The organism is Singulisphaera sp. GP187 (assembly GCF_900129635.1).
Classification (GTDB): Bacteria; Planctomycetota; Planctomycetia; order Isosphaerales; family Isosphaeraceae; genus Singulisphaera.
Genome location: NZ_FSRB01000001.1, coordinates 472,530 through 485,774 on the forward strand (window position 1 = coordinate 472,530; position 13,245 = coordinate 485,774).

The following is a 13,245-nucleotide window of genomic DNA, read 5'->3' on the forward strand; positions in this document are numbered from 1 at the left end:
CGATTCGTGGGAAGACGCTCCCGGCTCAGGGCGTTGTCCCGTACTTCTTGAGGATCGCTCGGAGCCGATCGATGGGGATGGCTTCGGCGGTTTGACCGCCCCGACGGACGGTGGTCGCCTGGAGCAGTGAGTTGTCGATCGCCTCTTCGGTGGCTTCCAGGGCTGCCTGGAACAAGGGGGAGAGGGCATCGGGGGGGACGAGCGTTCGCGTCCGCGGTTGCATCGCGCCGTGTTGCGAACGAGCCTCGGGTGAAGTTGAGAACGCGATGGCGAAGTCGCCGCTGGAGTTTGCGTACGAGGCTCCGGTGCGTCCCATGCCGTAGATCGCCCGCGCCGCGAGCCGGCGGAGGTCGCGTGCGTCGAGCGGGGCGTCGGTGGCCACGACGATCATGCACGAGCCGTCATCTCGGCCTTGGACTTCCTCCCGAGGCGGCGCGAACGAATAGCGGCCGAGCTCCTTGCCGACCGGTGCGCCGGCGATGGTGAGCACGCCCCCGTAGTTCGTCTGCACGAGCACGCCGAGCGTGTGGCCGCCATACCGCGCGGGGAGCTTTCGGGAAGCGGTCCCGATCCCCCCTTTCCAGCCGAAGCACTGGGTCCCGGTCCCCGCTCCGACGCTCCCTTCGGCCACCGGCCCTTCCTTTGCGTCGCGGATCGCCGCGAGCACATGGGCACGCGTCACCGGCATCCGGCGGATGTCGTTCAGTTCCGAGTCGTTGGTCTCGCCGACCAGCGCGTTGACCGAGCGGACCGCTTCATTGCCGGGCTGGGCCAGCATGTGCGCCACGACCGCCTCGATCGCGGTGCCGACCGCCAAGGTGTTGGTCAGGACGATCGGCGTCTCGATCGTGCCGAGTTCCTCAACCTGAGTCGAGCCGGCAAGCTTGCCGAACGCGTTGCCCACGAACACTGCGCCGGCGACTTTGTCCTGAAACAGGTTGCCGCCATGCGGCAGGATGGCGGTCACTCCCGTGTGGACCTCATCCCCTTCAACGATCGTCGTATGCCCGACTTCCAAGCCGGCCACGTCGGTGATCGCGTTCAGCGGCCCAGGCGGAAAAACCCCAGGCGCGATCCCGAGCTCCCGCGCTCGCGGCCGGCGTTCGTTTCCGTCCGCGGCGCTCGCGAAGCTCGCAACGACCAGGATCAACATCATCGCGTGCAAAATTGATGAAAACAACACTCACCTCGATCGCAGGTTGGCTCGAATGGGATGATTTTTAACGACCCGCCACAGCGCTAAGAATCCCCCTCGTTCCCACGGTCCTCCGTGGGGATGCTGTCCCCGACCTCGAGTCCCTGCTGGTGATGCTACCGTTCTCTTGCGGAACAGGCTAGATCAGGGCATCATGGGTTGAGACTTGGTTCCATTGGGCAGTTACACATTTCCACCGGCGTTGCGTTAGCCGTGAAGACGCGCGTAAGTATGGGTGTCTGGATCGAAGTAGGCGAGGATGAGTCAATTGCCGACGCAATTCGTAGGTTCCGCAAGCTAATCCTCGCCGAGGGTGCGTTCCCCCTCCATCACTGCAAGTGGCACAAGAAGCGGCACGATTGCTATCTGAAGCCGTGTGTACTCCGACGCCGCCGCCGATGGCTCACAAAGGTCGCCAAGAGGGGTTGCAAAATCTACAACGCGGAACCGGATTACGATTGGGCCGACGACCTCGAATTCAGGCCGCGACAATCCTGGGGGCGACTCGGGCCGTATGTGGTTACGTGAGCGGCGTTCATCATTCGATCCCGCTCACGAACAGATAGGCTACGGCAATGCTCCACAACAAACCGTGCGGCCCCGCTTCTGAGCAGATCGGGGCCACGCCTACTTGAATTCAGATTTCGCCGTCAAGTCCAAGCTTGTGGTAGTAGTGCTCCACCTTGTCCTGGTTCTCGAGCAGCCAGTCGATCGTCGGCTCGTGGTTCATCGCCTTGCGGATCACTTTCAGGGTCGCCTCGCGATGGACGTCGAACAGCGCTTTGTGGTCGAGCTTATCAGCCTTGGTGACGGCGGGGTCGAGCCAGACCGAGTAGATGATGCCGAGGTCGTTGACCTTGTCCTTGGGGATCACGCCCTCACGCACGGCGTCGAGCACGCCGTTGGCGATCGCCGCCTGGACGGTGCCCATGAGGATGTTGGTGTACTTGCCCCCCTTGACTGTGACCTTGCTGACCATGACGGTCGCCGGCCGCACTTGCACGTCGCTGTTCAGGATGGCGAAGACCTTGGTGTGTCCCTTGACCTGCTCGCCAATCAGGCTGGCCAGCGCGTTTCCGACCGGGCCGTCGAGCTCGCCGATGACGACCTCGGGCTCGGCGGCCATGTAGTCCTCGGGACCTTCCACTAAGGCTTCGCCGGTCCGCAGGACGATTCGATCGCTCATGTTGGTTCCTTCACGCTCGTCATTGGAATGAGGGCGGCTCGGAGATCGGGATTCCCTCTTGCCCCGTCGGCCTCGAGTTCGAAGGCACGATTATTGCCCGTAGCCGTGACCGCGCCAACCCAAGCGACGCGCCTCAATTCTGCTTCGAGCCTCCCTCCCTCCTCGTGACGATCAACCCTCATCGACTTTCAACTCGCACTCGATGAGGTCCCCTGAGTGTCGATGGTGGACCTGAACGACCTTGACCAGACGCACCTTCCCGTCCCCGGTCTTGAACGTGTCGGTCAGGGCGGCCGGCTCGGACTCCCAGCCGTTGCAAAGTCTGGGGTGGAACTGGGTCTTGGAAAGGACAAGGTACGCGTGGTCCCGCTGCGCGTTTCGGACCCCGGCATCGGCCGCCTGCGTGGGCCGATAGTAGAGGACCTCCTCCGGGATTCGAACCTCGCCCACGGGGGAGCCGAACGGATGACCGGGGTCGGCGATGGATTCGGTTTCTTCTGCCCCGAAGACGTCGGGATAGGTGTACCAGGCGAATCCGTGGAGCACCTGTTGAGCCATGGTGATCCTCCCTCTGATTCGATCAACGAAAGAATTCAGATGCAAGGAGACGTTAAGTCCTGGTTCTTAGGATAGCACTGGATGTGAGAGGAATCGATACGAGTTTTCGTGATGTCTCCGGCCCGGGCTGATCGGGACGTTCGGTGTTTGGATTTCGCCGGGTGAATCGAATTCAAGGCTCCTCAGCAAAATCTGTGGGTGTGATTCGACTCAGGGCGTAGTGTCCGGGCCTGGATGTTCCTGTTGCCGAAGAGAATGGGATGAACCACGGAGACACGGAGACACAGAGGAGAGGGAAGAGTCGTGAATGATCAAGATTTAATGGGTCGGGTGATCGAGTCGGCAATCGAAGTTCATCGAGTGCTCGGGCCGGGATTGCTCTCCTCTTCCCTGTGCCTCCGTGTCTCCGTGGTTCATCCTCCCATGCCCTCCACCCACTGATTCCGCTGAAGAGCCGAATTCAAGAGCGGGCGGGACGCCCACGGTCCCAGGGAAGCGAGGAGCCGTGAGGCGAGCTTGCGGGCTCCTTGAGGCGGATTCAACGTGGCTTCACGGCGTAGACCTTCACGCTGGCCGCATAGTCGTTCACGTCGTACCGCCGTAGGAGGTCGGCGAGTCGGGCGTGGAGGGACTCGTCGCTGGGCGGCGTTGGGGCGGGGGAGCAACAGCCGGCATCGACGACGGCCAGCAGGCCCGTGGCGGAGGGCAGGGGAGGAGGGCAGCAGACGGCCTGGTTCTCGACGTTGGCGTAGGCGTTCAGGTCGGCATTGCTGTCGATCACCTCGACGTGGGCGAAGCCGGCGGCGACGAGACCGTCGCGATATTGCTCGATCGGAATGGCCCCGGTGATGCATCCGACGTAGGCCAGCACGTCGTCGGCCAGCTCCTGGGGGAGCTCTTTTTTGAGGGCGATGTCGCTGATGGCGAGTCGGCCGCCCGGCTTGAGGATTCGGGCGATCTCCTCGAAGACGGCGTCCTTGTCGGTGGCCAGGTTGATCACGCAGTTGCTGATCACGCAGTCCACCGTGCCCGCGGGCAAGGGGAGTTGGTCGATGGTCGCGAGGTGGAACGAGACGTTGGTCAGGCCCGAGTTGACCGCGTTTTTGCGGGCCAGCGCGATCATCTCCTCGGTCATGTCGATGCCGATGGCGCGGCCGGTCGGCCCGACTTTACGCGCGGCCAGGAGCACGTCGAGCCCTCCGCCGCTGCCCAGGTCGACGACCGTCTCCCCGGCGCGGAGGCCGGCGAAGGCGGTGGGGTTGCCGCACGATAGACCCATGTTGGCTTCGGCCGGAATCGAGGCCAGCTCTTCCGTTGCGTAACCGAACGCCTCGGCCACGGCGCGTACTCCGGCCTGGTCGCTCGAGAGGCCGCTCAGGGCTACGGATCCATATTTACTTTTTACGGCTTGGGTGATTGCATCAGACATTTGAGGATGGCTCTCTGGGTTCGGTCAGTTCGTGGGACGCTCGTGGAGTTGGTTGCGAACACGCATCATCACGGAGAAGAGCAGGCGGCCGATGTCGTCGCGCCGCTCGGCATACTTGGCGGTTTCGTAGTCGCCGTCGTCGTAGATTTTGGGGTCGAGGTAGGGCATCGCGATCCGGACGGAGGTGCCTCGAACGACCGGGCATCCGGCGTCGGCCTCACCGCAGACCAAAAGGGCGGCGAAGCCGGATTGGGGATTTGCAGGGTCGGAGTAGAGCTTGGAGAACTCGGTCGTCTCGAGCCGGGGCGAATCGGAGGCGCTGGGGGTTCCCCAGCGGACCCGGTAGATTGGGTTCGCGGTCGCGGGCTCTCCCCGCGGTGCTTCGTCACCCGTCGGGTCGATCTCGACGCCGATCGCGCGGAGGGCGTTCACGGTGCGCGGGTTGAACGCGGTCGGGGCCGTGCCCCCACTATGGAACCGGATCTCGGGCATGCCGTAGTAGGCGGCGGCAATGTTGCCCATCGTCGCCCCGAGGATGCTGCGTCGGCTATTTCCCGTGCAGATCAAGGTGACGTCCAAGGTCTGGCCCGGTACGTATTTCTGACTGATCCAGGCGACGAACGTTTGGCTGGCCGCCTGGTGCGACGCGTCGATCAGGTCGAACGAGGTTGTCAGCAAGTCCGCATGCGCCCGAATCTGGGGAAGCAATCGGGTTCGCGACGCGGGTTCGTCGGCAGTCAGTGCCATCGCGATCTCCTGGGGGTCGAGCCGCTGGTCGGGGCCGGCGAGTTTGGCGAACGTCGACGCTGCCATCAGGCCATTCAGTTCCGTTGCCGTCAGGGTGAGCTCCTTGCCCAACGCTTTGAAGAGCCGCCCTTTGACGGCCTGATCGCGTTGCGGGTCGAGCGCTTGCGGTGTGCCGTGGCGCTGAACGAGCCAGAGAGCACGCACCAGCGGTCCCGGATCGTGGGCCGTTGGCGGAGGGGAAGCACTGGTCGTCGCGGTCGCCAAGGCGGCAGACACCAGGAAAGTGAAGTGACGCGTCGTCAAGATTGCTCCTTTCTTAAGCGAGAGCTCGGCCCATCAGCGTCGGTTCTTTGGCCGATTCCTGGGTGGGCTGTGGCCACCCGATGAACCAGTAATTGCACGTAAATTGAATTGCTGGGTTGCTCTATATGGGGCAATGCGAATTGAGTGGGCTAAAAAAATGTTCGGGGCGATCGACTCAGGTGCCGTCGCAGCAGGAGACGGCCCGGGCGAGTCGATGGCGGTCTGCCTGGAAGACGTCGAGCTCGTGGAGGCAGGTTTCGAGGCTATCCACCAAGGTGCGATGCAGGCTCGACTTCGGCTTGGCCAGGCGATAGTGGACCCAGAGCCCCTCCTTCCGACCGACGACCAGGCCGTGCTTTCGGAGGTAGGCCAGGTGGCGGGAGACGGTGGGCTGCGGCAAGCCGAGCGCTTCGTGAAGGTGGCAGACGCAGATCTCCCGATCCTCGGCCAGCAAGTTCAGGAGCCGAAGCCGGACCGGGTCGGCAAACGCCTTAAGCAGGCCCGTGGAGCCGGCAAGCGTCGGGGACGTCGGAGTCGGTCGGGTGTCTGGCATCGGTTCGCCTTCGCGGTTCGCTTTATTCGCCTAGACGAATATAGGGGGCTGCGGGGCGGTTGTCAACCGTGGCCGTTGGTTGGTCTTGGGCTACCCCATCGGCAGGGTTGGCGGAGTTGTCGTATCATGGGATGACCGCGCGGGCGGATTCCCCCAAGGCACGATGGAACAACGGATGTCGAACCTCCTGGCCGCACGTTGGCAGATGGCCATTTCGCTGGGGTTCCATATCATCTTCGCGGTGATTGGGATCGCCTTGCCCTTGATGATGGTGATCGCCGAGGCTTGTTGGCTGCGGACCGGTGACGGGGTCTACCGGTTCCTGGCGCGGAGCTGGGCGCGTGGGGCGGCCATTCTGTTTGCCGTCGGCGCGGTCTCGGGCACGGTCCTCTCTTTCGAGCTCGGCTTGCTCTGGCCCCACTTCATGCACTTCGCCGGGCCGATCATCGGTCTCGGGTTCGGACTCGAAGGATTTGCCTTCTTTACGGAGGCGATCTTTCTGGGGATCTACATTTATGGGTGGGATCGGGTTCCTCCGCTCGCGCACTGGCTGGCGGGCGTGATCGTGGCGGTCAGCGGGGCCCTGTCGGGGGTCCTGGTCGTCTCGGTGAATGCCTGGATGAACACGCCGGCCGGGTTTCTGCTCCAGGGGAAGGAGGCGACGAACATCGACCCGTTCGCCGCTCTGTGGAATCCGTCGATGGTGGCGGAAACCTTGCACATGACCTTGGCGGCTTACGCGGCGACCGGGTTCATGGTGGCCGGGGTGCATGCGTTCTACCTGAGTCGCGACCGAACGGTACGATTTCATCGCCGGGCGTTGGCGATCGCGTTGGCGGTAGGAGGCACTGCGGCGCTCCTGCAACCGCTCAGCGGAGACTATTCGGCCAAGGTCGTGGCCCGGACGCAACCGGTGAAGTTGGCGGCGATGGAGGGGCAGTTCAAGACGGAGCGCCGCGCACCGCTCCGGATCGGCGGCTGGCCCAACCCCGAGACTGGAGAAACGCGGTTTGCCCTGGAGATCCCAGGCGCCCTGAGTTTGCTGGCGCACAACGCGATCGACGCCGAGGTGGTCGGGCTCAACGACGTGCCCAAGGCCGACCGGCCTCCGGTCCGGGTCGTTCACCTGGCGTTTCAAACCATGGTCGGATGCGGGTCGGTGATGATGGGCGTCGCGCTTTGGGGCGGGATCGTTGCCCTGCGGAAACGTCGGCTGCCCGACGGCCCCTGGTTCCTCCGCGCGGTGGTTCTGGCCAGTCCGCTTGGCATGGTGGCCATTGAGGCGGGGTGGACGGTCACCGAGGTGGGTCGGCAACCTTGGATTATTCAGAAGATCATGCGGACGACTGAGGCTGTGACCCCGGTCAGCGGGCTCTGGGTCTCGATGGTCGGATACACAACGCTTTACTTGATGCTTGGAGTTGTCGTCGTGCTGCTCTTGCGGATGCAGTTTCGGAGGAGCCCCGGGGCGGAAGATCTGACCGGTCTTGCAGACGCGGAGAGTGGAAAATGAACCTGATCGCGATTTCCCCGGAGGTTGGTATCGCCCTCGCGATGCTGCTGGCCCTGACGCTCTACGCCCTGTTCGGCGGGGCGGACTTCGGCGCGGGGGTTTGGCACCTGCTGGCGCGCGGACCGCGCGCCGAGGCCCAGCATGAATTGATCGCGAATGCGATCGGCCCGGTCTGGGAGGCGAACCACGTCTGGCTGATCATCGTGATCGTCCTGCTCTTCACCGGCTTTCCGGCCGCATTCGCGGTCATCATGACGGATCTGCACGTTCCGATTTCTTTGATGCTGATTGGCATCGTCCTGCGGGGCTCGGCGTTTACGTTTGCCCACTATGACACCACCGAGCTCGGTCGGAAGCGGTGGGGACGGACCTTTCCGCTCCCCAGCGTGGTCACGCCCGTGCTGCTCGGGACGATTGTCGGCGCGATCGCCAACGGGAGGCTGGCCATTCACCCCGAGGCAGGGTTCCCTCTCTTCGCGTCCTGGCTCCGCCCGTTCCCGCTGACGGTCGGCTTCTTCACCCTGGCGATCTTCTCCTACCTGGCCGCGGTCTATCTGACCTTGGAGACGGCGGACGTGGCGCTCCAGGATGATTTCCGCCGCCGGGCGTTGGTGTCCGCGGTGCTGGTCGGTGCGCTCGCCTACGCGGTCTATTTGCTCGCCCGCCGCGACGCTCCGCTCGTCTTTCAGGGGCTCGACGGCTCACCTTGGGGGTTGCCGGTTCGGATCGCGACCGGGGCGTGTGCCATCCTCGCCCTGGTCGGCCTCTGGTTTCGCTGGTATCAGTGGGCACGCGCGGCCGCGATGGTTCAGGTGGCGCTGATTCTCTGGGGCTGTGCCTTGGCGCAAAACCCTTATCTCGTGCCCCCCGACCTGACGGTCCAGAACAGCGCGGCCCCGCCGCTGATCCACAAGCTGCTGCTGGGAGCCCTGGCGGCCGGCTCGCTCATCCTCTTCCCGTCGATCTATTATCTCTTCCGGGTTTTCAAAGGGCACACGTTCGCACGCCCCGCGAATCGCGCCGCGCTGCAATCGACGGGGGGCGAGTCTTGAATTGCGATCCAGGCCTTTGACGAGGTCGCGTGCGGCCGTTCTAATCAGCCGTTGACTTGAAATCGGCTAGATCTTCAGCCCGGAGTGAACGCGCATGTTCCAGAATCGCCCCGCCGGCCCTCGGCCCGTATCCGTCCGAACCTTGGTCACGATCGCTCCTCTGGCCCTCTGTCTCGTTCTGGTGGGAAGGAATGATGCCCGGGGCCAAGAGGCCGCGAGTCAGAAAGGCTGGGTCAGCCTGTTCAACGGCAAGGACCTCGCAGGTTGGACCCCCAAGATCACCAAGTCCAAGGTGGGTGAGAATTACGCCAACACGTTTCGGGTCGAAGATGGGGTCATCAAGGTCTCTTTTGATGGATATCCCAACTTTGACGGCAGATTCGGTCATCTCTTCTCGGCGAAGAAGTATTCCCACTACAAGCTGCGGATCGAATACCGGTTCGTGGGCGACCAGTGCCCCGGCGGTCCCGGTTGGGCGATCCGCAACAGCGGTGTGATGCTCCATTGCCAGTCGCCCGAGAGCATGAGGAAGGATCAGGAGTTTCCGGTCTCCGTTGAGGTCCAGTTTCTCGGGGGCGACGGCAAGAAAGAGCGGTCGACAGCCAACGTCTGCACCCCTGGGACGCATATCGTGATGAACGATAAGCTGATCACCCAGCACTGCACCGACTCGAAGTCCAAGACCTACGCGGGCGACCAGTGGGTTACGGTGGAAGTCGAGGTCCACGGTGACGGCATCATCACGCATCGGGTGAACGGCGAACCCGTGCTGACGTACGAGAAGACCCAGTACGATGAGAAGGATGCCGACGCCCGGGCGCTGATTAAAGGCGGGGACAAGCGACTGCGCGAAGGCTATATCTCGCTCCAGAGCGAGAGTCACCCGGTCGAGTTCCGCAAGGTGGAGATTCTCGAACTGGAGGAGTGAACGCGAGCAGGTGAGGGAGGCTGGCTCACCACGGAAGGGGAGAGAAATCACGGAGAATGAGAAATGAATGCTTGATTTGTTTTTCTGATTCTTCGTGGTTTCTGTATTTTTCGAAGGAGGGAAGGAGGGGGATGATCGCTTGGTTATTGGGGGAATTCCGAAAACTGTGTCAATCCCCCTTGTCCCTCCGATGGAGCTCGCCGGCGAGTCCATGGAGCAGGCCATCCAGGTATTTCCGTCGGGGCGGCCAGATTTTCGCGTAAATCCCGCGCCTCTGTCGCATCGCCTTAGCCTGGAGTTCTCGAAGTCGTTGCGACCGAACCGTGTGCATCCAGTGGGCTTCCAGGGAGCCACGGTCCCAGGGGGAAAGGGTCGTGAAACTGGTGGAAGGTCCAAAGAAAACACGTAACCACACTTGACTTTTCTTTCGACCCATTGATATGCCTCGCCACTTCGAGGTCTCGTTACCGGTTCGTTTCTCGTCAGGTTGAGTTCTGTACGGCGCTTCGCCAGGGTGTGACATCTTTTTTTGGATTTCGATCGAGATCGGTGAAACGGGAGCCGCTTTTGAGCTTGTCGCGTGCCGCCGGTGGCGGGACGAAAGGCATTTCCTCGTCCACGTTGCCCCACGTTAAGGCTTCCTCAGGAGTGTTCGTCCGAGCCCTTTCCCGGGAGCCGAGGAAGGAGATCGCCTCAATGACCCCAGTGGGGACCGGTGACTCCGTGGGTCTGAAGGCCCGATCCGGCGTCGGTTGTTTGAGCCGCTTCCTTTGATTGAGAGAGGGGTGATCCGACAATGACCGCGACCGAGAAGGATTTCGCTCCGATCCAGAGCGACTACGAGTTCTTCGTCACCCACGCGACCGAAGCCGAGGCCGATCTGGCCGCCTACTTGGACTGGCTTCGAGAGTGCCCCCTTGGCGCGGGCCCCGTCCGAATACTCGATTTCGGCTGCGGTCCGGGTACGTTCACCGAGCCGTTCCTCGATCGCGCCGGTTGGCCGGCCGGTCAGGTGGAACTCACCCTCGTCGAGCCGGTCGACGACTATCGACGCGCGGCCATCGAGCGACTTCAAGGGCATGTAACGTCACCCGTTCAGGCCTGGGCGCAACTGCCGGAGGGCCTGGCCGATTCCTTCGATCTGGCCCTGTCCAACCATGTTTTCTATTACGTCCCGGCCTTGCGTGAGGAAATCGCACGGATTGTGCACGCGCTCAAGCCCGACGGTTTGTTTCTAGCTTCGATCGCCGGAAAAGAGAACGTTCTCATCCAGATCTGGATCGAAGCCTTCGCCGTGCTCGGTCGGCCGGTTCCTTACCACACGGCGGAAGACTTCGAGGACGCCCTCGTCGCGCTGGCGTTCCCGTTCCGCCGCCGGGACGTGCAATACACGCTCGCGTTCCCCGACTCCGAACCGAATCGTTGGAAGATCCTTCATTTCCTGCTGGGGGAGCACCTCGAACAGCTCCCGCGGGCGACGGCCCTCGGTTTTCTTGACCGTTTCAGTATCGATCAACGCATCGAGATGAACGCGAAGCACTTTCAGTACTGCGTTCGTCGTTCGCTCGGATCGCCATGACCCGATCGCGAGCCGCCCGGGGCCGGGGGGGAAATCCCGGTCGCGTGGCAACAGTCTCTGAAGCAGGTTAGGAACGGGACGCAAATCACTTCCCGATTTCAGAACGATTCACGGACGTGCCCCGCTACGTCGTTAACACTTTATGAGACTCTGAAACTGCAAAACAACCTTATATCTTGAATACGCCCCGGGCTATTTGGTTTATATTCAGCCCCGACGGGGCGGTCCAAGGAAGCCCAGGGCAACGCCCTGGGGGTTCAAGCACGAGGATTAGCAGCCCTGAAAGGGCGACTTAAAAGGTTATAACAGAACGACCTACATCGCACGTCCGCCGCTCGAACTAGGCCGCCCTTACAGGGCTATGCTATTTAAACGTATCGATTTCCCGGGGCGTTGCCCCGGGCTACCTTGGGCCGCCCCCTTGGGGCTGAAACCGGCGAGAGCGTGTGCCACTCGACGGTAAACCGCTGTAGGTCTCGCCCCAGCCTACCTTCGTGGGGTTAGACTCGGGAAGTGATTTGCGTCCCGTTCCTTAGCCAGGGGCGCAAGCCCCTGGAAGCTTGGTCACTCAAGTGAGAATTGGCCGTCGAGGCCGATTACCTCGTCTTGAGGAAATCAACAAACTGGTGAACATCACGGTATCCGACGCCTTGCTTGTAGGCTCGCCCTGTCCCGTCAAGGACGACGTAGGAGGGGAGACTCTGCACGCCGTACGCCTGCAGGAGTTGAGGATTCGCGTCGGCGTCGATGATTCGCAGTTCGTGCCCAGGAAATGAAATGTAAGGCAATGTTTGCGACTTCATCTGGATGCAGGCCGGGCACCAGGATGCGGTGAAGAAGAGGATCGAATGCTTCTTGGCGACCGGCTTCGGAACGGCCACCTTCAACGCGGCCGTTGCGGGCGGAACAACCCGAGCGGACAGAGAGAGCGCCGACCGCACCGGTTGGGCCTCAAGGACGCCGGGACCGAGCGGGGAAGACCATACAAGGCTGAGCACAAGAATAAGATCATGCATTAAACTCATCATCTCCTTCATGGTGATCGGTCAAGTCAAGTTGGACCAGGATAATCACTAAAACCCAGTCGTTCAACCCATTCTTTGTAAATTGTGCAAATCCGACGGGTCGCGAATTTGGATTTCGTTTCGTTAATTTTAGATATGCAAATGTGCAGAAAAATTATTGTCGATGAAGTCATTGATTGATTTGGAGAGAAGCTGTTGAGTGGATCGAACGCATATGGAACCGAATGCAAAGCTGGATGGCCGTGCCAATTCAGGGGCGTTTCGTGGGAGTTTGGGGTTGGCCTCGTGCACGCGAAGGGGGAGAATTGGTGATGAGGACGAATCCATCCGCAATCGCATCGCCTCGCGGGGCTGCCGAACTATGAACTCCCTTAAAGGCCAGCTTGTCATCGCGACCCCTCAGCTCGACACCCCGATCTTTTCGCGTTCGGTCATCCTCATGCTCGATCATGGCGAAGACGGCGCGATGGGCGTGATCCTGAACCATCCGATGAACGTCGTCGTGACCGATCTTTCGGGCCGAATCTTCGATGAGGAGTTCGTCTGGGACAAGGCCCTCTGTCTGGGCGGACCGGTCACCGGGCCGTTGATGGTCCTGCACACGATCGAAGCGATGGCCGACCAGCAGGTCATTCCCGGTGTCTACTGCACGATGGAGGCGACCAAGGTTCAGGAGATCATCAGCCGCAAGTCGGAGCCGTCGCTGGTCATCGCCAACTATTCCGGGTGGGGCCCCGACCAGTTGGAAAGTGAGTTCGAGACCGATTCCTGGCTTACCTTGCCCGCTCAGATCGCGCACATCTTCCGCGAGGAGGATGACAAGGAGCTCTGGAAAGCGGTGGTCTCCGAGGTCAATACCCAGAAACTGTCCGAGTTTCTGGGGCTCCGAGAGCTGCCTGCCGACCCGACGATGAACTGATTCGAACCGTGGCGGTGGCGTGGGCCGAGTCGCCTCAGGCCGGCCGAAATGGAACCGAGGGCCCGCGGCCTTGAGCGACGCTGCCGGGGTCGCATTCCGCACGGGCCGCCGCGCTGCTAGGATGGGGCCGCTTCAATCGATCTGACGTGGACGCGATGCCGGCCTCCCCTCCCCAGGCTCGAGCGATCGTCGTACTTCCTTCGCGTCGCGGCCTCGGGAAGGAGCTCCCAGGGCTGCCCGGCGCATCGTTCGATGGAA

The 13,245-nt window shown here is 62.1% G+C and carries 12 protein-coding genes; 5 read left to right on the forward strand and 7 right to left on the reverse strand.

Annotated features, from left to right (window positions below):
• Nucleotides 1–25: 25 nt before the first annotated feature.
• From BUS42_RS01980 to BUS42_RS02010, 6 genes are all read right to left on the reverse strand, one after another.
• Nucleotides 26–1,153 (reverse strand): DmpA family aminopeptidase, encoded by a 1,128-nt coding sequence (locus BUS42_RS01980; protein ID WP_074310578.1) that lies wholly within the window; start codon nt 1,151–1,153, stop codon nt 26–28.
• 679 nt (nt 1,154–1,832) lie between these two features.
• A complete protein-coding gene (gene fae / locus BUS42_RS01990) occupies nt 1,833–2,381 on the reverse strand; it encodes a formaldehyde-activating enzyme (protein WP_074304805.1) in 549 nt (182 codons plus the stop codon).
• 171 nt (nt 2,382–2,552) lie between these two features.
• The gene (locus tag BUS42_RS01995; RefSeq protein ID WP_074304807.1) at nt 2,553–2,939 is read right to left on the reverse strand and encodes a hypothetical protein; all 387 of its coding nucleotides are present in this window, start codon (nt 2,937–2,939) and stop codon (nt 2,553–2,555) included.
• A gap of 538 nt (nt 2,940–3,477) precedes the next feature.
• Nucleotides 3,478–4,368 (reverse strand): arsenite methyltransferase, encoded by an 891-nt coding sequence (gene arsM / locus BUS42_RS02000; RefSeq protein WP_074304809.1) that lies wholly within the window; start codon nt 4,366–4,368, stop codon nt 3,478–3,480.
• 24 nt (nt 4,369–4,392) lie between these two features.
• Nucleotides 4,393–5,418: a low molecular weight phosphatase family protein gene (locus BUS42_RS02005; protein ID WP_074304811.1), complete on the reverse strand. Its 1,026-nt coding sequence runs from the start codon at nt 5,416–5,418 to the stop codon at nt 4,393–4,395.
• A gap of 175 nt (nt 5,419–5,593) precedes the next feature.
• On the reverse strand, nt 5,594–5,971 hold the full coding sequence (locus BUS42_RS02010) for an ArsR/SmtB family transcription factor (RefSeq protein ID WP_074304812.1): 378 nt from the start codon (nt 5,969–5,971) through the stop codon (nt 5,594–5,596).
• A gap of 175 nt (nt 5,972–6,146) precedes the next feature.
• Between BUS42_RS02010 and BUS42_RS02015 the strand changes: the two genes are divergently transcribed.
• The 4 genes from BUS42_RS02015 to BUS42_RS02035 all read left to right on the forward strand — a co-directional run bounded on the left by BUS42_RS02015 (nt 6,147) and on the right by BUS42_RS02035 (nt 11,043).
• On the forward strand, nt 6,147–7,484 hold the full coding sequence (locus BUS42_RS02015; RefSeq protein WP_074304814.1) for a cytochrome ubiquinol oxidase subunit I: 1,338 nt from the start codon (nt 6,147–6,149) through the stop codon (nt 7,482–7,484).
• Nucleotides 7,481–8,536: a cytochrome d ubiquinol oxidase subunit II gene (locus tag BUS42_RS02020; RefSeq protein WP_074304816.1), complete on the forward strand. Its 1,056-nt coding sequence runs from the start codon at nt 7,481–7,483 to the stop codon at nt 8,534–8,536. The genes BUS42_RS02015 and BUS42_RS02020 overlap by 4 nt, the downstream gene beginning before the upstream one ends.
• A gap of 94 nt (nt 8,537–8,630) precedes the next feature.
• Entirely contained in the window at nt 8,631–9,464 is an 834-nt protein-coding gene (locus tag BUS42_RS02025; RefSeq protein WP_074304818.1) for a 3-keto-disaccharide hydrolase, read from the forward strand.
• Between the two features lie 796 nt (nt 9,465–10,260).
• On the forward strand, nt 10,261–11,043 hold the full coding sequence (locus tag BUS42_RS02035) for a class I SAM-dependent methyltransferase (RefSeq protein ID WP_074304822.1): 783 nt from the start codon (nt 10,261–10,263) through the stop codon (nt 11,041–11,043).
• Between the two features lie 596 nt (nt 11,044–11,639).
• Here the strand turns inward: BUS42_RS02035 and BUS42_RS02040 are convergent.
• Entirely contained in the window at nt 11,640–12,059 is a 420-nt protein-coding gene (locus tag BUS42_RS02040; RefSeq protein WP_074304824.1) for a thioredoxin family protein, read from the reverse strand.
• A 370-nt stretch (nt 12,060–12,429) separates the two neighbouring features.
• On the opposite strand from BUS42_RS02040, the gene BUS42_RS02045 reads away from it, so the two are divergent.
• Nucleotides 12,430–12,987, forward strand: a complete 558-nt coding sequence (locus BUS42_RS02045; protein ID WP_074304826.1) for a YqgE/AlgH family protein — start codon at nt 12,430–12,432, stop codon at nt 12,985–12,987.
• Nucleotides 12,988–13,245 lie beyond the last annotated feature (258 nt).

What these genes read in the sequence shown, in the direction of transcription:
- BUS42_RS01980 (WP_074310578.1), bottom strand. Translation starts at nt 1,153, where the DNA reads ATGTTGATCCTGGTCGTTGCGAGCTTCGCGAGCGCCGCGGACGGAAAC.
- fae (WP_074304805.1), bottom strand. Translation starts at nt 2,381, where the DNA reads ATGAGCGATCGAATCGTCCTGCGGACCGGCGAAGCCTTAGTGGAAGGT.
- BUS42_RS01995 (WP_074304807.1), bottom strand. Translation starts at nt 2,939, where the DNA reads ATGGCTCAACAGGTGCTCCACGGATTCGCCTGGTACACCTATCCCGAC.
- arsM (WP_074304809.1), bottom strand. Translation starts at nt 4,368, where the DNA reads ATGTCTGATGCAATCACCCAAGCCGTAAAAAGTAAATATGGATCCGTA.
- BUS42_RS02010 (WP_074304812.1), bottom strand. Translation starts at nt 5,971, where the DNA reads ATGCCAGACACCCGACCGACTCCGACGTCCCCGACGCTTGCCGGCTCC.
- BUS42_RS02015 (WP_074304814.1), top strand. Translation starts at nt 6,147, where the DNA reads ATGTCGAACCTCCTGGCCGCACGTTGGCAGATGGCCATTTCGCTGGGG.
- BUS42_RS02020 (WP_074304816.1), top strand. Translation starts at nt 7,481, where the DNA reads ATGAACCTGATCGCGATTTCCCCGGAGGTTGGTATCGCCCTCGCGATG.
- BUS42_RS02025 (WP_074304818.1), top strand. Translation starts at nt 8,631, where the DNA reads ATGTTCCAGAATCGCCCCGCCGGCCCTCGGCCCGTATCCGTCCGAACC.
- BUS42_RS02035 (WP_074304822.1), top strand. Translation starts at nt 10,261, where the DNA reads ATGACCGCGACCGAGAAGGATTTCGCTCCGATCCAGAGCGACTACGAG.
- BUS42_RS02040 (WP_074304824.1), bottom strand. Translation starts at nt 12,059, where the DNA reads ATGCATGATCTTATTCTTGTGCTCAGCCTTGTATGGTCTTCCCCGCTC.
- BUS42_RS02045 (WP_074304826.1), top strand. Translation starts at nt 12,430, where the DNA reads ATGAACTCCCTTAAAGGCCAGCTTGTCATCGCGACCCCTCAGCTCGAC.